This is a genomic window from Bacillus alkalicellulosilyticus (assembly GCF_002019795.1).
Classification (GTDB): domain Bacteria; phylum Bacillota; class Bacilli; order Bacillales; family Bacillaceae_F; genus Bacillus_AO; species Bacillus_AO alkalicellulosilyticum.
Genome location: NZ_KV917381.1, coordinates 3,894,746 through 3,916,616, shown reverse-complemented (window position 1 = coordinate 3,916,616; position 21,871 = coordinate 3,894,746). Strand labels below are relative to the sequence as shown.

Here is a 21,871-nt window from a genome sequence, read left to right as displayed (position 1 = left end):
TTTTGCGTTACGTGAGTCATTGTGTTAAACTGTATAAGTTAATAAAATGTTAGGGAGATGTTTTGATGGTAGCAAATATTGAGGTAGGTAGTATCGTTGAAGGGAAGGTGACTGGTCTTAAACCATTCGGTGCGTTCGTTGCACTTGATGAGAAAAAACAAGGCTTAGTTCATATTTCTGAAGTAGCACACGGTTTCGTAAAGGATATTAATGATGTCTTAACAGTGGGAGACGAAGTAAAGGTTAAAGTTATGTCAATTGATGAGGCGTCTGGAAAGATTTCTCTTTCTATTCGCGCAACACAACCTGCTCCAGAACGTCCGGAGCGTCAAGAAAGACCAAAACGTCCACCTGTAAATAGAGGCGGAAGCTTTGACAACAATAAGCAACAAAAAGCTCAAGGGTTTAACACTCTTGAAGATAAGCTTAAAGATTGGTTAAAGCAATCAAATGAAATTCAAGCGGACTTAAACAAAAGAGCAAAAAAATAAAGCAAGAAAAAAGAGGGGCCTGTTAAAGGCTCCTCTTTTTATTAGATTAACGCTGTGTCTCAGGACTTCTTTCAAGCTCTTCGTCAGGCTTAAAAAGAATAGAGATGCAATAAAGACCTGCTAAACCGACAAGGGCATAAATAAAGCGTGAAAAGCCTGCAGCTTGTCCACCGAAAATCGCTGCCACTAGGTCGAATCGGAAGAAGCCAATAAGCCCCCAGTTAATTGCACCAATTATGGCTAGAACCAAAGCTGTACGTTGAATGCCGCTCACAACATTCACCTCCGTTATGGTAGTTAGCACATACAATCGTGCTTGTACATTTTAGAATGACGCAATAGCCGTTTAATTATGCATCATCTCTAAAAATAAATATGATTTTAAATTAATTTAATGATGAGCCATTCTACTTTACATAGGTTTTCAAGTTAGGGGATAATATTTAGGAAGGAGTGAAGAACATGATCAATTTTACGTTTCATAATCCAACGAAATTAATATTTGGGAAAAACCAACTAGAGCAGCTTTCTCAGGAAGTAAGTCAATATGGGAAAAATGTGTTAGTGGTCTATGGTGGCGGAAGTATAATAAAAAATGGACTTTATGATAATGTGATGTCTGAGCTTCAAAAAGTGAATGCAAATGTATTTGAATTAGCAGGTGTTGAACCAAATCCAAGATTAACAAGTGTACATAAAGGTGTTGAAATCTGCAGACAGCAAAACATTGATTTAGTATTAGCTGTCGGTGGCGGAAGTGTGATTGATGCAGCGAAAGCCATTGCAGTCGGTGCTAAGTTTGATGGAGATGTCTGGGATATCATCATCAAAAAGGAAAAGGCAACAGGTGCGTTGCCACTTGGGACTGTACTAACGTTGGCTGCTACAGGGTCAGAAATGAATGCCAACTCCGTAATTACGAATTGGGAAACAAATGAGAAGGTTGGATGGAACAGTCCGTATTCATACCCGGCTTTCTCAATATTAGACCCTCAGTTTACAGTGACCGTTCCTGAAGATCATACCGTATACGGTGTTGTTGATATTATGAGTCATGTACTTGAGTCTTATTTTCATCACCAAACAAATACGCCGTTACAAGATCGCTTTGCTGAATCCATTTTAAAAACAGTGATTGAAACGGCCCCAAGATTACTCGAGAATCTTGAAAATTATGAGCACCGCGAAACCATCTTATATTGCGGAACCATGGCACTTAATGGAACTATTCAAATGGGCTCACGTGGAGATTGGGGTTCACATAACTTAGAGCATGCCATTTCTGCAGTGTATGATATTCCTCATGCTGGTGGCTTAGCTATTATTTTTCCACACTGGCTTAGATACTCAATACAAGAAAGAAACATGGACCGTCATGTTCAATTAGCTATTCGTGTACTAGGAGTTGACCCAGAAGGAAAGACTGATGAAGAGATTGCCTTAGAAGGGATTGATAAGCTATCACAGTTTTGGGTTGGACTTGGCGCACCATCTCGTCTTGCTGACTATGACATTGATGACAGTCAACTCGAGAGGCTTGCGGACATTGCGACGAAAAATGGTTCGTTTGGAAACTTTAAAAAATTAGGAAAAGAAGATGTCATTTCTATTTTAAAAAGCGCATTATAAGACACCAGAGCACTGACTTTGCTTAGTGCTCCATATAAAAAATAGACAAGTCATTTTTTCATAATAATTGCTTGAAATATCAAAATTCATTAAAAAGTTTCTTGAATTGTTTAGTTTGTTTGATTAAAGTGATAAAGAATAGATGAAATACATAGGAGGAAATTATGACTAGTAAATTGAAATTTGATTACAAACAAGCATTAGATTTTGTTGGACAACATGAAGTTGATTACTTCCAACATAGTATCAGTGCCGCACATGAAGCATTACATAACGGAACAGGAGCGGGAAATGATTATTTAGGATGGGTGACTCTTCCCCACGATTATGATAAAGAGGAATTTGCTCGCATTCAAAAGTCGGCTGAAAAGATTAAGTCTGATTCAGATGTGCTACTTGTTATCGGTATTGGTGGATCATACTTAGGGGCTCGTGCAGCGATTGAAGCATTACAGCACTCTTTTTATAACACCCTTACAAAAGAAGAGAGAAAAACACCACAAGTCTTTTTCGTTGGACAAAATATCTCTTCTACGTATGTAAAGCACTTACTTCAGCTATTAGAAGGAAAAGACGTATCAGTTAACGTCATTTCAAAATCTGGTACAACAACTGAGCCTGCAATTGCATTCCGCATATTCCGTGATTTCCTTGAAAAGAAATATGGAAAAGAAGAAGCAAAAAGTCGCATTTATGCAACAACTGATAAAGCTCGTGGCGCTCTTAAAACTCTTGCTAATGAAGAAGGCTATGAGTCATTTGTGATTCCTGATGATGTCGGTGGACGTTATTCCGTCTTAACAGCTGTTGGTTTATTACCTATTGCTGTAGCTGGACTTGATATCGAAAAAATGATGAAAGGTGCACAGGATGCTAGCGATGATTTAAACAATGCTAGCCTAGCTGAGAACCAAGCATATCAATATGCGGCAGTTCGAAATGCATTATATAACAAAGGAAAAACGATTGAGCTTATGGTTAACTATGAGCCACAGCTGCACTTTGTATCTGAATGGTGGAAACAACTTTACGGCGAAAGTGAAGGAAAAGATTTAAAAGGAATCTTCCCAGCAGCAGTTGACTTCTCAACTGACCTTCACTCAATGGGACAATACATTCAAGAAGGACGACGTGACCTTTTTGAAACGATCCTACATGTTGAAAAAGTAAGTGAGGAAGTTGTCATTGAGGAAGCTGAGCAAGATTTAGATGGGCTTAACTATCTAGCTGGACAAACGATGGACTTTGTTAATAAAAAAGCGTTCCAAGGAACGTTACTTGCGCACACAGATGGAGGAGTACCTAACCTGATTGTGTCAATCCCAGAGTTAAATGAGTATTCTTTCGGATACTTAGTTTATTTCTTCGAGAAAGCTTGTGCGATAAGTGGGTACTTATTAGGAGTAAATCCATTTGACCAACCTGGAGTAGAAGCATATAAGAAAAACATGTTTGCTCTATTAGGTAAGCCTGGATTTGAAAAAGAAAAAGCTGAATTAGAAGAGCGTTTAAAATAAGAAAAAGCATGCTAGACGGGAAACTGTTTAGCATGTTTTTTCTGTTATCGGGCAATCTAAAAACAACAATGCTTCGCTGAAAGGATTGATCGTGATGATTCCATTACAATCGGCTGTTGAACATAAAGAATTTGTCCTATATGATTTAGAACAAAAATTAAAGCCACTTGGATACGTTATCGGTGGAAACTGGGATTATGACCATGGCTATTTTGATTATAAAATTGATGACGACGGCAGTTATATCTTTTTTCGACTTCCGTTTGAAGCCACAAACGGGGAATTAGAACAAAGAGGTGTCAAGGTGAGATTAATGAAGCCTTTTCTACTTGCCCATAAATATCAACGTGGCTTAGATGACTATGTCGGTGATAAGTACCCAGTACTTAATCAGTTTTCAGAACCACAAGACAAAGATGCTTCCATAAAAGAAAAATATATTCCAATTGCTCAAAATCTCATTCAAGAACTAGAAGCCACCATTCTATATTTATAGACCGAGACTTTCGGTCTTTTTTTCTTGTCGATACGGTCTAAACTTGGTATGATGGTTGGAGGAACTTTAGGAGGGCTGTTCATGGATTCCATACTTTTTGCCTTAGCCATTTTTGTGGGTTGGATTATATTTGATTATTCCAAATACAAAACATTTAAGAAAGAAAACATACTGGGTGCATTTTTCGTAGCTATCGTGGCTGGCATTGCGTGGTTTATTTTGGACATTTTATTAGCCTTGACGTTCACCGGCTTCATCCTTATAATATAACTTATCGTGATTAAACGACGATTGTTTCGACGCATAAGCGACAAAGCAACGCATGAAGAGGAAGAAACAGGATCCTCAATGAAAGAACATCCGTAAAACTACGGGGCATTAGCTCAGCTGGGAGAGTGCTTGACTGGCAGTCAAGAGGTCAGCGGTTCGAACCCGCTATGCTCCACCATACATAAACAATTAACGGCCCTATTATTTTTTTATTGAATAGTAGTGTCGTTTTTTTTAATTAGATACAGAGTTGGTTTAACAAAACAAAATCTTGAGCATATCTTATCCCATTTTCTTGGTTATTTCTACATTTATCGATTCTCAACCTTACTTTTGATTTTAAATCCTCGACTTCATTAATCCATACTAAGTAAACGGCATCAAGTTCAAAGCAATAAATAAGAAAACCATCAATTTCTTCTTTAGTGTATTGTTTTGCTTTATTCCCTTTTGAGGTCATTCTATAACTACAAGCAAGGAAGTCTAAATAAGCTTTAGAATTATGGAGTTTTGCTGTTTTTACTTGCATTTTATAAAGTTTACCATTGTTATCCATAATTAAATCGTAGCGTTTGTTATCTGTAATTGGTAAACACACGCTAACACCGTTTTTTACTAAAAAAGATATAACTGAAGTTAATGAGATATCTCCCTTATCATTAGAGTTCATAATATTACCTCCCTTATACAGAATGTTTGTTCTTATTTTACTATTTATAATACTAACTATCAATTATTAAGAAAATGTAAATCCTATTGACGGTTTGTAAAACACACTATATAATCCGATTAACAAGGTATGAATACTTATAGTTTAAAAACCAAGTATTTTTATTTGAATTAATGGAATTAGGGGTTGAGAAGATGCTTCAGCTTAATAATGTAAGTAAAACGTATATGCAAAATGGTGAGTCATTTCAAGCGATTGACAATATCTCATTTCAAGTAAAAGAAGGAGAATTTGTATCATTGCTTGGCCCCTCAGGATGCGGAAAATCAACGGTTTTAAAAATTATCGCGGGACTTGAGCAAGCAGATAAACAAAGTACAGTCACGCTGCAAGACAAAAAAATAACTAAACCAGTACCTGAACAGATGATGGTGTTTCAAGAGGCAGCTCTGTTTCCTTGGCTAACGGTATTTGAAAACGTCATGTTTGGATTAAAAATAAAAGGCAAGTTATCAAAAAAAGAGATGGAAGAGCGAGTTCTTTATTTTCTAGCTATGGTTCATATGTCAAAATTTGCACAGCATTATCCTCATCAGTTATCAGGGGGAATGAAACAAAGGGTATCCATTGCTAGAGCGTTAGCGTTAGACCCTCAAGTTCTTTTGATGGATGAGCCGTTCTCAGCACTTGATGAACAAACTAGATTATTGCTTCACGTCGAGCTAGAAGAAATCGTCATGAAAACGAAAAAGAGTGTGGTTTTTGTAACCCATAACATTCGTGAAGCTGTCACGTTGTCAGACCGAATTCTCACCTTTTCAACACGACCAGGAAGAATTAAAGAGGAATTCGAAATCCCATTTGGGCGTCCTCGAATTATGACACAAGATCTATTAAACATTGAAAACAAAATACTAGATGTTTTACGAGAAGAAATCGAAAAGGTGATGAAAAATGAAATTGATGACACGTACGAATTTAAGAGCCGCACTGTTTCTAGTCATTCTACTCATAACATGGGAAGCGGTATATAGATTTCAAATTTGGCCCCCGAACTTATTTCCAGGGCCAGTGGATGTTGCGACAACGCTTGTGCAAGGAATCATTGACCAAACGCTTTTATTGGCAGTTGGAGCAAGCTTAAAACGACTGATTATTGGATATGGCCTAGCGATTATTATCGGAGTGCTGTTAGGAACACTCATAGCTAGATTTTCACTTTTATCCGATACTATCGGAAGAGCGATTATGGCGTTACAAACGATTCCAAGTATTGCGTGGTTACCAATTGCGATTCTCTGGTTTGGAATTGGCGACCAAGCGATTATCTTTGTTGTCGCGCTTGGGGCGACATGGACGATGACGCTCAATACAGAAAGCGGCATTCGAAGTGTAGACCGCGTCTATATTTCTGCAGCAAAAATGATGAACGTCAAAGGAGTAAAACTGTTTACAAAAGTCATGCTCCCGGCTGCGATTCCGCAAATGATTACGGGAATGAGAATGGCTTGGGCCTTTGCCTGGAGAGCGTTATTAGCTGGAGAATTAATTGGTAGTGGAACGGGATTAGGGCAAGTGCTTATGTTAGGACGAAACCTTGGGGATATGAGCTTAGTGCTTGCGGTTATTATTATCATTGCAATCCAAGGTTCACTCGTTGACCACTTTATCTTCCGTAAAGTAGAAGATAACATTCTTGTTCGTTGGGGACTTAAGAAAGATGATGGGAAAAAAGTAAAGCAAAAAGGGCCGCTCCGCAAATGGGCTCCCATTGCGCTTGTTGTAGCAATTATTGGTGTAATTGCAGTCAGCTCCCTATCAGGATCTAAAGCAAATGAAGAAACTGTACGATTCGGGTTCCTACCGAATATCACCCATATGCCAGCACTTGTTGGGCTACAAAGCGGGAAATTTGAAGATGAACTTCAAGGTGTGACGATCGAGGCTCACCACTTTGATGGAGGCCCCACTTTAATGGAAGCTTTGTCAGCAGGTCAAATTGATGTAGCGTATGTAGGTCCTGGACCAGCGATTACAAATTACTTGAATAGTCAAGGGTCGCGTATTATCGCAGGTGTTACGGATGGAGGTACGGTGCTCGTTGCATCGCCTGAGATAACAACCGTTGATGACCTAGATGGAAAAAGAGTGGCGGTTCCGCAATTAGGAAACACACAGGATATTCAGCTACGTCATGTTCTTGAGCAAAAAGGGCTAAAAGACAAAAAACTAGGCGGAACGGTAGACATTATCCAAAGTGCTCCAGCTGATATGGTGACATTGTTTTTACAAGGGGAAATCGATGCAGCCATTGTACCTGAGCCATGGGGAAGTCAACTCATAGACAAAACAGAAGCCGTTATCTTAGTAGATTCAAACGACATTTGGAAAAATGGCGAATACCCGACAACGGTTGTGATTGTAAGAGAAGCGTTTAAGCAACAACATCCTGAAGTTGTCGAGCAATTTATCCAAGCTCATGTTAATGTCATTTCATTCATTGAAAATCATCCAGAAGAGTCGAAAACGTTGTTCAATGTAAAATTAAAAGAGTTAACGAATAAAGAGCTCCCGGAAGACGTAATTGGTTCATCACTTGAACGAATTAAAATAACATCTGAAATAAATGAAGAAACATTATTAGAATTTGCAGAGTTATCTGCTCAGGCAGGATATGTAAAAAAACCATTTGATTTACATGGAATGGTAGACCTAGAGTTTATTACTAAAACAAGATAACGGTAGTAGAGGGTGGACAAAAGGTTCAGTACAACCTTTTGTTCCACCCTCTTTTTTTGATAATCTTTTTTTTTACGTTAAAAATAAAAAGATAAAAAAAGTTATATTTAAAATGAACGATTTCAAACCGACAGACGTCATATAAGGGACAGAGCAAGAAAGGGGGCTCCAGATGGAACATGAGGATGATGTAATGTTAATACGAAAAGCAATAGCGGGAGATGATGATGCCTTTTCGCAGTTGTTTCAACGGTATTATTCTTTTTTATACAAGTACTTATTAAAACTCACATTAGATGAAGAGATAAGTTCTGATCTCTCTCAAGAAACGATGTTCAAGTGTTATTCCAATTTATCTTCATATAAAGGAGAGAGTAAATTTTCAACGTGGATGATATCAATCGCATCAAGATTGTATATCGACTATCTCCGTAAACAAAAGCGGGAAAAGAAGTGGCTAGAAAACTTGAAACAAACACTTTCAAGGTCACTTTCCTATGAAGCAGCTTTACAAAGTATCGAGTGGAGTGACATTTTCGCTGATTTCAATCAACTTCAAGGTGACGTGAGAATTCCGATCCTTTTACACCATTATTATGGGTACACCTATGACGAAATCGGAAAGATGATTGGGGTTCGACCTGGAACCGTGAAATCAAGAATTCATAACGGACTTAAGTCGATAAGAAAGGAGTGGGATGAGGTTGAAAAAGCAAAATGACCAACAAGACAAAATAACAAATGCATTACAACAGGATTGGAAAAATCTCGATAGCCTTGCAGAACAAACACCCTCTGTTTTTGAAATAAAAGAACAGATAGTCGCGTTCAAAGCTGAAAGGAAAAAAGCGTTCTATAAGGAATTTGGATTGTTTCTACTCACAGCAATTCTAATTTTAACAGCAATAGCCATGAGTATCGCACAAGCACCTATCCTCTTTCTTGTCATTCAAGGCTTAGCAGTCATTGTCTTACCTATTATTGGTGTTGTGTTATATAAAAAAGAAAAAGCGGAAGGGGATACAGCTTATGACAACATGTGATTGTGAGTTGAGTGTCCTGCTTCTTGTCCTACCGGTAATGCTTATACAAAGTATCTTGTTATTTATTGATGCAAAAAAGAAGAGTCGATTTCCGTGGTTTTGGGGGTTGTGGGGATTGATACAGTTCCCATTGCCAACTTTGTTTTACTTACTACTTGTCGTTCGACCGTATAAAAAAAGACTTAAACAAATGGAGGAGAAATAACAATGGAAGGTTTACAAGATATTAATTTAGCTTTGCTTGCTCCAATCCTTATATTACAACTTATATTAGTCGTTTTTGCATTAATTAATTTAAGTAAACAAGAGGAAACAAATGGTCCAAAATGGATGTGGGTCCTTATTATCTTATTTGTCAATTTAATAGGGGCGGTTTTATATTTTGTGATTGGTCGAAAAAAATAGGAGGACATTCAGATGCTCGTTGATATCATTGATTTATCTAAGAATTTTAAAGAACATAAAGCAGTGAACCATATTTCTTTCAAAATAAATCGTGGCAGGTGCATCGCATTATTAGGTCCTAACGGTGCTGGGAAAACGACGACATTACAAATGTTAGCGGGATTGCTTACACCTACAACAGGAACAATTTCCTTTAATGGGGTTATAAAAAAGGACTACCGAGACAAGATAGGTTTTTTGCCACAGCACCCAGCCTTTTTTAATTGGATGACACCAACGGAGTTTCTTCAATTTGCTGGGAAGTTATCTCATATTCCAAAGAAAAAATTAGCCGCCCGAATAGAGGAAACGTTAGCTTTTGTGAGTTTGGAAAAAGACAAGCACAAAAGAATAGGTGGATTCTCGGGAGGAATGAAACAGCGTCTTGGGTTAGCTCAGGCACTACTTCATGAGCCAGAGTTGCTTATTCTTGATGAACCCGTTTCAGCACTCGATCCCTCAGGGAGACGTGATGTACTTGATTTAATTGAAAAATTAAAAAAGGAAATGACCATTTTATTTTCAACGCATATTCTTCATGACGCTGAACAAGTGTGCGAAGAAATATTGATGCTTCAAGATGGGCAATTAAAGTGGAACGGTACGTTAGACGTATTAAAAAATGAGTTCGATACTTTAGCGATTAAGCTTCGAATTGAAGGTCCGATTAAAGGGTTACTAGAAGAAATAGAGTTTATTGATTCAATCGATTATATTGACCAAACGACAGCGATGATTTACATGAGTGATATGTCAAAACGAAATGAACTGTTAACAGAAATGTTGAGCAGGAAAGTGACGGTTACTCATTATGAAACGATGCAGGATTCACTTGAAGACGCATATTTAAAGGTGATGAAGCGATGAGAAATTTTATAGTTTTATTGATGAAAGAAATGAATGAGAGCTTCAAAAATGGCAAGTGGATTTGGCTACCCATTGTTTTAATGGTTATTGCGATTTCACAACCTATTACAAGCTATTATATGCCACAAATACTTGAGGCAGCGGGTAACTTACCTGAAGGTGCGGTAATAGAAATACCAATTCCAACAGGAGAGGAAGTTTTGATTGGCATCCTGTCTCAATTTGGTACGATTGGAACGCTATTGTTTGTGTTAGCTACGATGGGAGTCATTTCTCAAGAAAGACAAAATGGCTCATTGACCTTAATTATGGTCAGACCGGTTAGCGCATTACAGTATATCGGAAGTAAAACGGTCGCACAACTTTGCATTCTACTAGTTTCTGTATTCCTCTCCTATGTCTTAGCCTGGTATTATACAAACCTTCTTTTCTCCTCAGTGCCATGGACGATGATGCTTAGTAGTTTCGTGATAAGTAGTCTATGGGTCATGTTAACAGTGGTCCTAACGATTTTGATAGGAACTCTTGTAAAAGGAATGGGTGGTATAGCTGGTGCTAGTGTTTTAATTCTAGGGGCGCTTAGTCTCCTTACAACGTTATTGCCTAAATATATGAAGTGGAGCCCTGGGAATCTTCGGGCAGAAGCGACAAAGCTTTTATTAGAAGGTCAGTGGATGTCTTCTGTATGGCTCGTAGGATTCAGTACGATTGGATTAATCCTAATGTTTTTCATCCTAGCTGTCGTATCATTTCAACGGTTTGAAAGATATGATGGGTAGATGAAGAGGCCGGAATATAGCTGGAAACTAATCTCAATGCTTAGAGGGTGAGACAAGCGGGAAACAACCTTTTGTCTCGCCCTCTTTTTATAACTGTTAGGTGATTTTAATTGTGAGTTAACGGTTTCCAGCTCGAATCTCTACTATCATTCTTAGTAGGCTTTCTTACAAATTGAATACAGTCTTCTTGGCACGCACCAAATAAAGTGTAATTTTGCTGTGCCTGTCTTAATGAAACATCATTTGCTCCTCCCTTGAAATCAGGGTCTTCGTATTGGACGAAATCATCATGCCAGAAACATATTTTGCAAATTTCATCAGTGCCAGGCGGTTTTTCGTCTAATGTCTTATATCCGCAACAAGGACAGGTGAATTTCATTACATCACTCAGACTTTCTACATAGTTTTGTGTACCTTTTTCATCCTCGCAATTATCGTCCAACAATTAGGTTCAGGACTGCAAATGCAAGTGACAGACATGACGCAAAAAATAAAATCCTATAAAACGTTTTTCTTTTACTATCTTCATTTCCAAGCAGTAAATTACTAATGGAAAGTAACATGGTTAGACATAATAGCATAGGAAAAATAGACTGTCTACCAGTGAAACCTGTCCAGATGACAAAGCATGTGGATAATATCGTTAACGTTAATAATAATACTTTAAAATAGAACATCACTTTTTTATATTGTAAGGTATTTTCCATGTGTTTTACTTTCTAATTGTACTAATAAGGTGTTCGGCATATTAGTGTATACTGGCGTTTAGTAGAACAGTGACATCTTTAATAAGCTAACCTTTAAAAAAGGGATTCACCCCTTAAAGAAGTAAATCCTCCCTTAGTATTCCACACTTTACAAAGTATACTTTGCTAGTTGTTCGCCCCAAGATGATAATTGAGTCTCTATAAATCCTGCCTTCTTATAAGCAAATTTTGCAGAAAGATTTTCAGGATTATAACCTATCATAATAAGAGGAATATTCGTATCATTACTACCCCTTATTTCTTCAATGATGAGATGGATAGCTTGTACGCCTATACCTTTACTTTGGTAATCTTTATCAACCATAAGCCTATAAATCCAATAATTATGATCGTCAGGATCGATACCATACATTGTAAATCCTATCATTTTGGTATCAATATATATACCTTTTGTATAGAAGTTATCTAGAAATTGAACTTCTGCTATTGAATATAGATTGGATGCGATAAATGATTGTTGGTCTTCTTTTACAGATAATTGAATAGCTTCTTCCCAGTTGCTTTTATCAATTGATTTTAAAGATGTTTTTTTCAATACGTTACCCCTTTTCAATATTGAAGGGAACCACGCAGTTTATGGGCTAGTGAAACGTTATCCCCTCGTAATTATACCCAAAGATAATGAATTCGTTTTTCATCGACAACGCCTCCTTTTAGTAAAACACAAAACAATATATTCCACATGTAACGTATGAATCCTGCTAGCTGTCCAAATAATGGGATTTGTGACCCACAGTAGTTCTGTTCACTGAAAAAAGGAAAATGATGGTTTATGTCGAATTAAAGGGAAAAGATAGTTGGAGAATCCTAGCCAACGTAAGAAGGAGGCATGTGCCTTGGATTTGCAGGAGAAAATGCGAGAGATAAGAGAAAAACATAAGCAATTAACATCTGAATATGACGCGGTCATTCGTGAATATGAATCAAGTGATGTTAGTCAATTAGTACAAGAAATGAAAGCACTCAAGCTAGAATACGACAACCTGAAGGACCAACTTCATGAATCGGAAAAGCAATATGAAAAAAAGGCAGAGGAAAACAGACAGCTTAAAACAGCGCTACAAGAACAAATCTTAGATGAAAAATTGTCTATTCTTAAAGTGTCACAGCAAAAATTAACGACATATTTTAAAATCGAATCAAGTAAATACAAGCATAAGCTCGAGGAACTCGAACAGAAAACGAAAAAAAGAATCGAAAATCTAAGTCGTAAGGCCAACCATTTAGTTGGAGAAGAGAAAGAGAAGATTCATGAGGCAATCACTCAATTATCTCTATCTCTTGAGCAAAAGCTCAATGAGCAACGACGAGAACTAGAAGCGAAAGAAAGAGACCTTCTACAAGGAATAAAGTCGGAAATAGAGGATGTTGGTTCAGAGCCGGTTAGTGAAGAGGTAATTCAAAAACGAATGAAACAAAATCAAATTGAGATGAAAATCGGTTTGAACTGGGTTAATAAAATTGGTATCCTTCTTATCCTATTTGGTGTTGGGGCAGCTTCAAAGTATACGTACTCAACATGGTTTAACGACTATATGAAAGGGAGCGTTTTTTTCCTGCTTGGTGGTTTATTGTTAGCAGGAGGAGAATGGGCTTATCGTAAAAATAAAACAACGTTTGCTACCGGCCTCTTAGGAGGAGGGGTATCTGTATTATATGGAGCTATCTTTTATGGGTATTTTCAGCTTCAAATTTTAGGTTTATTCATGGCGATACTGTTATCCGTCGTCGTTACGATGACCACCATTCTATTATCATTACGTTACCAATCACGTACGATTTGTACATTAGGTTTGATAGGTGGCTATTTTCCATTTCTTTCGTTTGCCACGATGTTTGGACTTGAAGGAACAGATATTTATGTCGCAATGGGTTATTTATTGCTTCTTCACTTATCCGTCCTTCTTATCTCGTTATCTCGAAAATGGAATGTTGTTCACTATATCAGCTTTGGCCTTCACATACCGCCACTGATTTATCTAGTATTCGAATCGCCAAGTGAAGCTGTTGCCATGGCGTATACATTCTTAACTTTTGTTATGTATGTGGCTATAACATTAGCGTATCCATTTAAAACAAAGCAGTCCTTACAGGGGCTCGATGTTGTGTTACTTGGTATAAATACATTTATTAGCTGTATGGTTTTATATGTGTTATTTGAAGCCGCAGGATTAGATGATTTTAGAGGACTGTTGGCACTCGTTTTTGCTCTCATGTTCATTGGGCTAGGACAGTTAGTGGAGAGAATTTTAGCAAAAGAGGTAAGCACGATTGTTCTGTTTTATGTCACAGCTGTCACTTTTGCGATATTAATGATTCCTTTCCAGTTTGGTGTTGAGTGGATGGCACTTGGTTGGTTAATTGAAGGAGCGTTGTTATTACTATTCGGCTACCGTAATCAATTAAAAACGATGGAGATCGTCGGTTGGGGCATTTTTAGTGTAAGTATTGTTGTCTTCTATTTATTTGATTTCTTGTTTGCGCTTCAAGCGTATCAGGTAGACAGTCATTTTTATGTGAAATTTGCAGCAGTCACGGTTGCGATGATCGCTATTACTTATTTTTACCTGTACGAAAGAGAGAAAAACAAAGACGGACAAAGCAGAAACAGTGTTGGACCATATATTGCTTTCTTTAAAAACATGACGTTAGTCAATACGTGGATTTACTTTTTATATACGAGCATGCAATTGTATGACTATATTGCGCCACTATCATCAGTACATTTTACTTTTTATAAGTGGGTCCTTGCCGCTTTTATTACAATCGGTATGGCGTATGGTTGTTCTAAGATAGAAATGATTCAAGACCGTTTTGTTCGATTTTTCCGTATGGCGCTTTATCTGATTAGTTACGTTATCATTTTGAGTATGACGACGTTTAACCCTGTGTTAGAGCCGACTATTAGTCAAAATACATTTTATCATTATTTGGCACTCGGATTATTAATTGCATTTAATGTTTTTGTAATCTTAAGTTCCAAAGACTTAATTGTAATGTACCTTCGAAAGAATTATCATTCGATTGAGTTTTTCCCACTCATTATTGGGCTTTATTTACTAGGAAACATCACAACGTTTATGGTCGTTCAATTTAGACTGGATATCGAAAGTTTAGTAATTAGTATTATTTATTTGCTGATGGCGATTAGTTTTATTCTTTATGGATTCAAAAGACAGTTTGTTTATTTAAGAAGAGTAGGTCTTGCGCTTTCGTTGCTTTCCACAACAAAACTATTTTTGTTTGATTTAACGTTTTTAACTCAAGGTAGCAAAATCGTTGCCTATTTCTGCTTTGGGATTACGTTACTTGCGATATCTTTTATCTATCAAAAAGTGTCAAACAAAATAGACGACACGAAGAAAGTGGAGGATAACCGTGTTACTGAAAAAATGTAAACATTTGATATATTTGATTCCTGTGTTCATGTTATGGAGTATCGTAACTCCACTTATAGCAGGAGCTGAAAGTGAATGGGAAGAATGGAAGTATCACATTCCTATCCAAGCCGATGGATCGAATCCTTATAAATCACTTTTTTTGACTGAGGACGTGTATGAACAAGCAACTACGTCATTAGATGACCTGAGAATTGTTGATAGCCGAGGAGAGGCAGTACCCTATTTTCTACAGGATGGTTTTTCAGACTATCACAAAAACATACAAACGTATGAATCAGAGCAACTGACAAGTGTGCAAAAAGGAAATGACACCATCATTGATTTCTTCATCAAACCAATTCGTGAAAATGAGGATATTAACGGAAATAGGATTTCATTAGACGTTCCAGAGGAAAATTTTTTGAAACATCTAGTTATTTATGGAAGCTATGACGGTAATGAGTGGGAAGAGCTAATGACAGACTATATCTATCGTGCGGACTCACTTGAAAAAATGGATGTACGCTTTCCACGAACGTATAAGTATGAATACTATCGCGTGCGTCTATTAGATAATGGAGAGAGGTTATCGATAAGTCATTTACAATTATCGTACTTAGCGGAGACACTGAATTGGGAAGCATTTCAGAAAAGCACTACTTTGCAGTATGAAAGAAAAGAGATAGAACAGGAAACGATAATCACGATTGAAAACCCACAACGACTTAAACTGACATCAATTGATTTAGAATTAATGGGAAATTTCCAAAGAACATATGAGGTGTTTGGAGATGGAAATAGGAGAATTAACGTAAATGGTTCGTCGGAGTTTTTTAACTTTACGTTAGAAGAAACATTACTATCGAATACGAGCATTGAATGGGCGAACACTAGCATTTCAGATAAACAGCTTACAATTGTTATCCAAAATCAAGACAATCCTTCCTTACCATTAGAAGGAATATCCGTCGAATATGCGGTGGATAAGCTTGTTTTTGAAGACAATGGAAACGGACCATTTTATTTGCATTATGGTAATCCAGATGCTCAAAAACCGAACTACGACATTGAACAGTTTCGTACCTACATTGAAAAAGAAGCTCAAGATCTTTTGATACTAGGCGAGCAAGTCAAAAAAGTTGGTGGAGAAGAAGACATCAATACAGCTAAGGAATGGAATTGGAGTTTGATTTTTAACATCCTTGTTGGAATGATTTCTGTATTGTTAATTGCATTTTTGCTAGTTAAAATGAGGAAGAAAGAATAAAGGAAAGATTAAAACGCCAGGTGTATGCACGACTACCTGGTGTTTTTGTCTTCTTTTTGGCTTTTAATTGAATGAATATTACAATGTTACTAAGCATCTCACTTTTTCCCAGCTTTAAAAAAACAATAATTTATCTTATAATAGTATAGATATGAATCTATTAATAATTCAAAATAAATATAAAGTTTGAAGTGAGACAGAAAATGTGTGAATTTGTTCTTGCCTAAATTGGCAAGGGACTACATCTTTTCTGCAAATTTGAGGAGAAAAGGTTGGTAAAAATGAACAACATTGAAAAGAAAACAGATGTTATATTAATTGGAGCAGGCATCATGAGTGCAACGTTAGGAACACTCTTGAAACAGTTAGTACCTGATATGCAAATTACAGTATTTGAGAAGCTTGCAAAGGCAGGAGAAGAAAGCTCAAATGAATGGAATAATGCGGGAACAGGACATGCCGCACTTTGTGAACTTAACTATACAGCTGAAAAACCAGATGGCACGCTAGATATTAGTAAAGCAATCGCAGTTAATGAGCAATTTCAAATCTCATTGCAGTTCTGGTCATTTCTTGTAAAAAGTAAATTAATTAAAAATCCACAAGACTTTATCATGCCGTTGCCGCATATGAGTATGGTACAAGGTGAAGACAATGTCAGGTTTTTAAAGAAACGTTTTGAAGCAATGGCAAACAATCCGTTGTTTAAAGAAATGGAATTCTCGGACAACCCTGAGAAGCTGATGGAGTGGATGCCTCTTGTTATGCAAGAGCGTAAATCCAATGAACCAATCGCTGCAACAAAAATTGATGCAGGAACAGATGTTAACTTTGGGGCGCTAACTCATATGTTGTTTGACCATTTGGTGAGTGAAAATGTTCAAATGAAGTACCAGCATACGGTTACCGACATTAAACGGACGGATGATGGTTTATGGGAAGTGAAAGTTCATGATGACACTATCGGTGAGATTGAGCGTCACACGGCTAAGTTTGTTTTTATCGGTGGCGGAGGTGGAAGCATCCACTTATTGCAAAAATCAGGAATACCTGAAGGAAAACAAATCGGCGGATTCCCAGTGAGTGGACTGTTTATGGCTTGTAACAACCCAGAGGTTATAGCCCAACACCATGCTAAAGTATATGGGAAAGCGAAAGTCGGCGCTCCACCAATGTCCGTTCCTCATCTTGACACGAGATATATTAACAATGAGAAATCTTTATTATTTGGCCCGTTTGCTGGCTTTACACCTAAGTTTTTAAAATACGGGTCGGTATTTGATTTAATCACGTCAGTGAAACCACACAACGTGTTAACGATGCTTGCTGCCGGGGCGAAAAATATGCCGTTGACAAAATATTTGATTCAGCAAGTTATGTTATCGAAAGAACAGCGTATGGATGAGTTACGTGATTTTATTCCTAATGCTAAGAGTGAGGATTGGGATTTAGTAGTAGCAGGTCAGCGTGTACAAGTCATTAAAGATACTGAAGTGGGTGGCAAAGGTACACTTCAGTTTGGAACAGAAGTCATTACATCAGCTGATGGTTCGATTGCGGCATTACTAGGTGCTTCTCCAGGAGCCTCTACGGCCGTTCACGTCATGCTTGAAGTCATTGCTAGATGCTTCTCAGAAAACATGGTAGAGTGGGAGCCAAAAATTAAAGAGATGATTCCTTCTTACGGCTTATCACTTATGGCGAACCCTGAACTACTTGAAGAAGTTCAAGCTTCCTCTGCCGAGACATTAGGATTATGTGAAAAAGAACTCATTACGAATTAATCGAATAAAAAAAAGAATCTTTAATCTAGTATCTCTTGATTAAAGATTCTTTTTCTCTAACCACTACTATAGCTAATAAGAGTACGAACCGTGGAGGTACAAAATGAACATTGGCTTAGTTCGACATTTTAAGGTAAAAAGAGGATATCCAAATCGATTCATATCTGGTAAAGAATTAATGACATGGATAGATGAATATGACCTGTCAGAGGTTGAAGTAAATGAGGTTGATATTGGGGAAAGTGAGTGGCATTATTGTTATTCTAGTGATTTGAGCCGCGCCCAAACAACGGCCCAAACGATTTACGATGGAGAAATAATTTATTTGGAAGAACTTAGGGAAGTTCCGCTGTTTCCATTCTTTCAAAATAACATCAGGTTGCCATTATTTATTCACTTACTATTTATTCGGATAGCGTGGTTGATGAATCATAAATCACAGAACGAAACAAAGAAGGATTTGACTGATAGAATAAATAAAGTCTTGGACCAGGCCATGCAAACAGAATCAAATGTGCTAATCATCGGACATGGAATCGTGATGATGTTCATGAGAAAAGAGTTGTTAAAAAGAGGATTTAAAGGACCTAAATTTAAACGGCCTCTTAATGGGTTGCTTTATTTGTATTTTAAATCCTGATAGTGTTACTTTCCAAAAATGTTCCTGCTTTGCTATAATCATAATTACGTCTATTTATTTTTATAAAAAAAGATATTACAGTATGCGGAAGGGCAGGCAAAAAAATGATCGATCACATTGTATTAGTAAAGTTTGCAGACACGACAACAGAAGAACAATTACAAGAGGTTATTGAGCAATTTAAAGCGTTAAAAGGAAATTTAGATGGAATTGTAGACCTACAAGCAGGCCTTAATTTCTCTGAAAAAGGACAAGGATACCAGTTGGTCTTAACTGTTCGATTTGAAAACAAGGCTGCATTAGAAGCTTATGGACCAAATCCAGATCATCAAGCTGTGGCTGCTAAAATTCGAGAAATTGGCAGAATGGATAGTATCGTAGTTGATATTGAAATTTAAGAGCGATAAAAGACTTCTCACCGTTATTTGTGAGAAGTCTAATTTAAATAAAAAACTTGGGATTAAAGAATGCACCGGCTCCCACACCACACTTTTTTTTAAACGATTTATGGTTATTTTTATTATAGGACTTCTTTATAAGCAATAATGGAACCAATTAAAAAGAAAATCGAACCCACTAACATAAACGTCTTTGAAAGGAAATTTAAATCGGTTTGCTCCACCATCATCCCTCCTTAATTCCTTTCTCCTATCCTTAGCATATGAAGAAATAATTAGAACCGTGCTAGCTCCCGTTTGACAAACCTTGTTGAAATAAAGCTTGAAGACTCTTTTTGTTTTTTATGATGTCCTCAAGTGTATACTGATCAAGGACTTCTAAATATGCTGATAATGCGGCTTGTAGGATATGTTGTAATCCACAAACTGGACTTATAATACAGGTATTTGTCTCTTTGTTAAAGCATTCCGCTATATCAAGATTTTCCGTTTGACGAACGACTGTCCCAATGTTTATTGTTTTTGGTGGCTTCGCTAACTTTATCCCTCCATTTCTACCGCGAACAGAATGAACAAACCCCCTTTTCCCTAATTCAAAAATAACTTTGCTTAAATGATGTTGAGAAATATTATATATTTGAGATATTTCTTTAATGTTAGAAAGTTTAGATTCAGGTTGCGCCCCTAGATATAATAAAACACGAAGAGAATAGTCGGTAAACGTAGTTAATTGCATGGCTCCTTCTCCAATCTCTTAAAATACTAATTATATAGTACCATATTATTAAAAGGTGTATTTAAAATATTGTTTTTAATAGTGAATCATGTTTAAATTAAAGATGTATTTTAAATATAGGTTTAAAGGGGAGAAGAGAATGGGCACTAAAACACTTAATCAAGACACAATTGAAATTATTAAATCAACAGTTCCAGTTCTAGCTGAGCATGGTGAGGCAATTACGACAAGATTTTATCAAATGTTATTTTCGAATCATCCTGAACTATTACATATTTTTAATCATGCTAACCAAAAGAAAGGAAAACAGCCACAAGCTTTAGCGAATTCCATTTATGCAGCAGCGCAGTATATTGATAACCTAGAGGCTATATTGCCTGTTGTGAAACAAATTGCACATAAGCACCGGAGTTTAAACATAAAGCCAGAGCACTATCCAATAGTAGGAGAACATTTATTATTAGCGATAAAGGATGTCCTAGGAGAAGCGGCAACTGACGACATCATCCATGCGTGGGGAGAAGCGTACGGGGTGATCGCAGATGTATTTATTTCGGTAGAAAAGGAAATGTATGACGAGGCAGAACAAGCAAAAGGGGGTTGGAAGGAGTTTCGTCATTTTATCGTTTCTAAGAAAGAAAAAGAAAGTGAAGTCATTACATCATTCTATCTAACTCCGCAAGATGGAAAAGAGATTGCTAGCTTTTTGCCTGGTCAGTATATTTCAATTAAAGCTGTTATTGAAGGTGAAGAATATACTCACATTCGACAATACAGTTTGTCTGACCATCCCAACCAACCTTATTACCGAATTAGTGTAAAACGCGAAGATGGTTCTCAAAATCAACCAGCTGGAATCGTGTCACAGTTTCTTCATGATACAGTAAGAGAAGGAGATATCCTTGAAGTCACGGCGCCAGCAGGAGATTTTGTGTTACAAACTGAACCGGAGCTTCCTATCGTGCTCATTAGTGGGGGAGTCGGTCAAACTCCGCTCTTGAGTATGTTAAAGACATTAGCTCAGAAAGAACCAAATCGAGTCGTTACTTATATTCATGCGGCTATCAATGGTTCACTTCAAGCCTTTGACCAGGAAGTTCGTGAGGCTGTGGAGGGGAATGATAATTATAACTATTATTTGTGCTTGGAATCTCCAACGGACGAAGATAAACAAGCAAACAAGCATCAACAGGAAGGGTATATTGACCAAGAATGGTTGTCTACAGTAATTCTAGATCATGATGCGGAGTTTTATGTTTGTGGACCAACGCCATTTATGCAAGCTTCCTACCAAGCTTTGGTTAATTTAGGTGTAGCTAAAGAGCAAATCCATTATGAATTCTTTGGACCAAAAGGTGTAATTGAAAACTAGTGTAAAAAAGCTTGTTGACCGTGCTAAGGTTGACAAGTTTTTTTAGATTGTATGGTGTTGTTCAAAAGTGTTAAACAAAAGGTAAAAACCAACCTTTTGTCTTCCCCTTTTTAAAAAGCATGTATGGGGATGTTCTGAGAAGAGCGATGGCTTCGCACACTGCGCGTCCATTAATAAGAAGTGCACTTATTAATAGACTTTTAAAAGAGGGCAGTGGGTACGCTCATCGCTTAAAGTGTTAAACAAAAGGTAAAAACCAACCTTTTGTCTTCCCCTTTTTAAAAAGCATGTATGGGGATGTTCTGAGAAGAGCGATGGCTTCGCACACTGCGCTTCCATTAATAAGAAGTGCACTTATTAAAAGACTTCTAAAAGAGGGCAGTGGGTACGCTCATCGCTTAAAGTGTTAAACAAAAGGTAAAAACCAACCTTTTGTCTTCCCCTTTTTAAAAAGCATGTATGGGGATGTTCTGAGAAGAGCGATGGCTTCGCACACTGCGCGTCCATTAATAAGAAGTACACTTATTAAAAGACTTCTAAAAGAGGGCAGTGGCTACGCTCATCGCTTAAAGTGTTAAACAA

25 protein-coding genes and 1 tRNA gene are annotated in these 21,871 nt (G+C 37.2%); 20 read left to right on the top strand and 6 right to left on the bottom strand.

The annotated features are described in order from the left end of the window. The first annotated feature begins 65 nt into the window (after positions 1 to 65). Positions 66 to 491, top strand: a complete 426-nt coding sequence (yugI, locus tag BK585_RS19620) for a S1 domain-containing post-transcriptional regulator GSP13 (protein ID WP_078555621.1) — start codon at positions 66 to 68, stop codon at positions 489 to 491. Positions 492 to 537: 46 nt separating this feature from the next. Here the strand turns inward: yugI and BK585_RS19615 are convergent, their stop codons facing one another. Beyond that, positions 538 to 765, bottom strand: a complete 228-nt coding sequence (locus BK585_RS19615) for a DUF378 domain-containing protein (RefSeq protein WP_026671803.1) — start codon at positions 763 to 765, stop codon at positions 538 to 540. Between the two features lie 188 nt (positions 766 to 953). On the opposite strand from BK585_RS19615, the gene BK585_RS19610 reads away from it, so the two are divergent. The 5 genes from BK585_RS19610 (at position 954) to BK585_RS19590 (ending at position 4,581) form a co-directional block, all read left to right on the top strand. Continuing rightward, positions 954 to 2,120 carry an iron-containing alcohol dehydrogenase gene (locus tag BK585_RS19610; protein WP_078555620.1) on the top strand — a complete coding sequence of 389 codons (1,167 nt, stop codon included), beginning with the start codon at positions 954 to 956 and terminating at the stop codon, positions 2,118 to 2,120. A 164-nt stretch (positions 2,121 to 2,284) separates the two neighbouring features. After that, positions 2,285 to 3,637 carry a glucose-6-phosphate isomerase gene (locus BK585_RS19605; protein WP_078555619.1) on the top strand — a complete coding sequence of 451 codons (1,353 nt, stop codon included), beginning with the start codon at positions 2,285 to 2,287 and terminating at the stop codon, positions 3,635 to 3,637. Between the two features lie 94 nt (positions 3,638 to 3,731). After that, positions 3,732 to 4,133, top strand: a complete 402-nt coding sequence (locus BK585_RS19600; RefSeq protein WP_078555618.1) for a YugN-like family protein — start codon at positions 3,732 to 3,734, stop codon at positions 4,131 to 4,133. A gap of 81 nt (positions 4,134 to 4,214) precedes the next feature. Then, the gene (locus BK585_RS19595) at positions 4,215 to 4,403 is read left to right on the top strand and encodes a hypothetical protein (protein WP_078555617.1); all 189 of its coding nucleotides are present in this window, start codon (positions 4,215 to 4,217) and stop codon (positions 4,401 to 4,403) included. 102 nt (positions 4,404 to 4,505) lie between these two features. Then, a tRNA-Ala gene (locus BK585_RS19590) sits at positions 4,506 to 4,581 on the top strand. 60 nt (positions 4,582 to 4,641) lie between these two features. Here BK585_RS19590 and BK585_RS19585 read toward each other — a convergent pair. Beyond that, positions 4,642 to 5,073, bottom strand: coding sequence for a group I intron-associated PD-(D/E)XK endonuclease (locus BK585_RS19585; protein WP_078555616.1), 432 nt, complete (start codon positions 5,071 to 5,073; stop codon positions 4,642 to 4,644). Between the two features lie 194 nt (positions 5,074 to 5,267). Between BK585_RS19585 and BK585_RS19580 the strand changes: the two genes are divergently transcribed. The 8 genes from BK585_RS19580 to BK585_RS19545 all read left to right on the top strand — a co-directional run bounded on the left by BK585_RS19580 (position 5,268) and on the right by BK585_RS19545 (position 10,945). After that, positions 5,268 to 6,107, top strand: coding sequence for an ABC transporter ATP-binding protein (locus BK585_RS19580; RefSeq protein WP_078555615.1), 840 nt, complete (start codon positions 5,268 to 5,270; stop codon positions 6,105 to 6,107). Next, complete coding sequence (locus BK585_RS19575) at positions 6,028 to 7,812, top strand: aliphatic sulfonate ABC transporter substrate-binding protein (RefSeq protein ID WP_078555614.1); 1,785 nt, start codon at positions 6,028 to 6,030, stop codon at positions 7,810 to 7,812. Before BK585_RS19580 ends, BK585_RS19575 begins: the two co-directional genes overlap by 80 nt. A 172-nt stretch (positions 7,813 to 7,984) precedes the next feature. Further along, positions 7,985 to 8,533, top strand: a complete 549-nt coding sequence (gene sigY, locus BK585_RS19570) for an RNA polymerase sigma factor SigY (protein WP_078555613.1) — start codon at positions 7,985 to 7,987, stop codon at positions 8,531 to 8,533. Further along, on the top strand, positions 8,517 to 8,855 hold the full coding sequence (locus BK585_RS19565; RefSeq protein ID WP_078555612.1) for a YxlC family protein: 339 nt from the start codon (positions 8,517 to 8,519) through the stop codon (positions 8,853 to 8,855). Before sigY ends, BK585_RS19565 begins: the two co-directional genes overlap by 17 nt. Then, entirely contained in the window at positions 8,842 to 9,060 is a 219-nt protein-coding gene (locus tag BK585_RS19560; RefSeq protein WP_139367598.1) for a transcriptional regulator, read from the top strand. Before BK585_RS19565 ends, BK585_RS19560 begins: the two co-directional genes overlap by 14 nt. 2 nt (positions 9,061 to 9,062) lie before the next feature. Next, on the top strand, positions 9,063 to 9,260 hold the full coding sequence (locus BK585_RS19555; RefSeq protein WP_078555611.1) for a PLD nuclease N-terminal domain-containing protein: 198 nt from the start codon (positions 9,063 to 9,065) through the stop codon (positions 9,258 to 9,260). 12 nt (positions 9,261 to 9,272) lie between these two features. After that, positions 9,273 to 10,166, top strand: coding sequence for an ABC transporter ATP-binding protein (locus tag BK585_RS19550; RefSeq protein ID WP_078555610.1), 894 nt, complete (start codon positions 9,273 to 9,275; stop codon positions 10,164 to 10,166). After that, a complete protein-coding gene (locus BK585_RS19545) occupies positions 10,163 to 10,945 on the top strand; it encodes an ABC transporter permease (protein WP_078555609.1) in 783 nt (260 codons plus the stop codon). The genes BK585_RS19550 and BK585_RS19545 overlap by 4 nt, the downstream gene beginning before the upstream one ends. A gap of 106 nt (positions 10,946 to 11,051) precedes the next feature. Here BK585_RS19545 and BK585_RS19540 read toward each other — a convergent pair whose 3' ends face one another. The 3 genes from BK585_RS19540 to BK585_RS19530 all read right to left on the bottom strand — a co-directional run bounded on the left by BK585_RS19540 (position 11,052) and on the right by BK585_RS19530 (position 12,247). Further along, positions 11,052 to 11,324, bottom strand: coding sequence for a CPCC family cysteine-rich protein (locus BK585_RS19540; RefSeq protein ID WP_078556925.1), 273 nt, complete (start codon positions 11,322 to 11,324; stop codon positions 11,052 to 11,054). Between the two features lie 52 nt (positions 11,325 to 11,376). Then, positions 11,377 to 11,652 carry a hypothetical protein gene (locus BK585_RS19535; RefSeq protein WP_078555608.1) on the bottom strand — a complete coding sequence of 92 codons (276 nt, stop codon included), beginning with the start codon at positions 11,650 to 11,652 and terminating at the stop codon, positions 11,377 to 11,379. A gap of 148 nt (positions 11,653 to 11,800) precedes the next feature. After that, positions 11,801 to 12,247, bottom strand: coding sequence for a GNAT family N-acetyltransferase (locus BK585_RS19530; protein WP_078555607.1), 447 nt, complete (start codon positions 12,245 to 12,247; stop codon positions 11,801 to 11,803). A gap of 301 nt (positions 12,248 to 12,548) precedes the next feature. On the opposite strand from BK585_RS19530, the gene BK585_RS19525 reads away from it, so the two are divergent. The 5 genes from BK585_RS19525 to BK585_RS19505 all read left to right on the top strand — a co-directional run bounded on the left by BK585_RS19525 (position 12,549) and on the right by BK585_RS19505 (position 19,181). Then, positions 12,549 to 15,110, top strand: a complete 2,562-nt coding sequence (locus BK585_RS19525) for a DUF2339 domain-containing protein (RefSeq protein ID WP_078555606.1) — start codon at positions 12,549 to 12,551, stop codon at positions 15,108 to 15,110. Next, positions 15,091 to 16,359: a DUF3999 family protein gene (locus BK585_RS19520; RefSeq protein WP_078555605.1), complete on the top strand. Its 1,269-nt coding sequence runs from the start codon at positions 15,091 to 15,093 to the stop codon at positions 16,357 to 16,359. Before BK585_RS19525 ends, BK585_RS19520 begins: the two co-directional genes overlap by 20 nt. A 281-nt stretch (positions 16,360 to 16,640) precedes the next feature. After that, positions 16,641 to 18,143: a malate dehydrogenase (quinone) gene (gene mqo, locus BK585_RS19515; protein WP_078556923.1), complete on the top strand. Its 1,503-nt coding sequence runs from the start codon at positions 16,641 to 16,643 to the stop codon at positions 18,141 to 18,143. Positions 18,144 to 18,246: 103 nt separating this feature from the next. Beyond that, on the top strand, positions 18,247 to 18,783 hold the full coding sequence (locus BK585_RS19510; protein WP_078555604.1) for a histidine phosphatase family protein: 537 nt from the start codon (positions 18,247 to 18,249) through the stop codon (positions 18,781 to 18,783). Between the two features lie 104 nt (positions 18,784 to 18,887). Continuing rightward, complete coding sequence (locus tag BK585_RS19505; RefSeq protein WP_078555603.1) at positions 18,888 to 19,181, top strand: Dabb family protein; 294 nt, start codon at positions 18,888 to 18,890, stop codon at positions 19,179 to 19,181. A 286-nt stretch (positions 19,182 to 19,467) separates the two neighbouring features. Here BK585_RS19505 and BK585_RS19500 read toward each other — a convergent pair whose 3' ends face one another. Next, positions 19,468 to 19,917, bottom strand: a complete 450-nt coding sequence (locus BK585_RS19500) for an Rrf2 family transcriptional regulator (protein WP_078555602.1) — start codon at positions 19,915 to 19,917, stop codon at positions 19,468 to 19,470. A gap of 139 nt (positions 19,918 to 20,056) precedes the next feature. Between BK585_RS19500 and hmpA the strand changes: the two genes are divergently transcribed. Beyond that, positions 20,057 to 21,289: an NO-inducible flavohemoprotein gene (gene hmpA, locus BK585_RS19495; RefSeq protein ID WP_078555601.1), complete on the top strand. Its 1,233-nt coding sequence runs from the start codon at positions 20,057 to 20,059 to the stop codon at positions 21,287 to 21,289. The last annotated feature ends 582 nt before the right edge of the window (positions 21,290 to 21,871 follow it).

Bases quoted from the DNA above. Each gene is read 5' to 3' on its own strand.
- yugI (WP_078555621.1), top strand. From the start codon at position 66: ATGGTAGCAAATATTGAGGTAGGTAGTATCGTTGAAGGGAAGGTGACT.
- BK585_RS19610 (WP_078555620.1), top strand. From the start codon at position 954: ATGATCAATTTTACGTTTCATAATCCAACGAAATTAATATTTGGGAAA.
- BK585_RS19605 (WP_078555619.1), top strand. From the start codon at position 2,285: ATGACTAGTAAATTGAAATTTGATTACAAACAAGCATTAGATTTTGTT.
- BK585_RS19600 (WP_078555618.1), top strand. From the start codon at position 3,732: ATGATTCCATTACAATCGGCTGTTGAACATAAAGAATTTGTCCTATAT.
- BK585_RS19595 (WP_078555617.1), top strand. From the start codon at position 4,215: ATGGATTCCATACTTTTTGCCTTAGCCATTTTTGTGGGTTGGATTATA.
- BK585_RS19585 (WP_078555616.1), bottom strand. From the start codon at position 5,073: ATGAACTCTAATGATAAGGGAGATATCTCATTAACTTCAGTTATATCT.
- BK585_RS19580 (WP_078555615.1), top strand. From the start codon at position 5,268: ATGCTTCAGCTTAATAATGTAAGTAAAACGTATATGCAAAATGGTGAG.
- BK585_RS19575 (WP_078555614.1), top strand. From the start codon at position 6,028: ATGAAATTGATGACACGTACGAATTTAAGAGCCGCACTGTTTCTAGTC.
- sigY (WP_078555613.1), top strand. From the start codon at position 7,985: ATGGAACATGAGGATGATGTAATGTTAATACGAAAAGCAATAGCGGGA.
- BK585_RS19560 (WP_139367598.1), top strand. From the start codon at position 8,842: ATGACAACATGTGATTGTGAGTTGAGTGTCCTGCTTCTTGTCCTACCG.
- BK585_RS19555 (WP_078555611.1), top strand. From the start codon at position 9,063: ATGGAAGGTTTACAAGATATTAATTTAGCTTTGCTTGCTCCAATCCTT.
- BK585_RS19550 (WP_078555610.1), top strand. From the start codon at position 9,273: ATGCTCGTTGATATCATTGATTTATCTAAGAATTTTAAAGAACATAAA.
- BK585_RS19545 (WP_078555609.1), top strand. From the start codon at position 10,163: ATGAGAAATTTTATAGTTTTATTGATGAAAGAAATGAATGAGAGCTTC.
- BK585_RS19540 (WP_078556925.1), bottom strand. From the start codon at position 11,324: ATGAAATTCACCTGTCCTTGTTGCGGATATAAGACATTAGACGAAAAA.
- BK585_RS19535 (WP_078555608.1), bottom strand. From the start codon at position 11,652: ATGGAAAATACCTTACAATATAAAAAAGTGATGTTCTATTTTAAAGTA.
- mqo (WP_078556923.1), top strand. From the start codon at position 16,641: ATGAACAACATTGAAAAGAAAACAGATGTTATATTAATTGGAGCAGGC.
- BK585_RS19510 (WP_078555604.1), top strand. From the start codon at position 18,247: ATGAACATTGGCTTAGTTCGACATTTTAAGGTAAAAAGAGGATATCCA.
- BK585_RS19505 (WP_078555603.1), top strand. From the start codon at position 18,888: ATGATCGATCACATTGTATTAGTAAAGTTTGCAGACACGACAACAGAA.
- BK585_RS19500 (WP_078555602.1), bottom strand. From the start codon at position 19,917: ATGCAATTAACTACGTTTACCGACTATTCTCTTCGTGTTTTATTATAT.
- hmpA (WP_078555601.1), top strand. From the start codon at position 20,057: ATGGGCACTAAAACACTTAATCAAGACACAATTGAAATTATTAAATCA.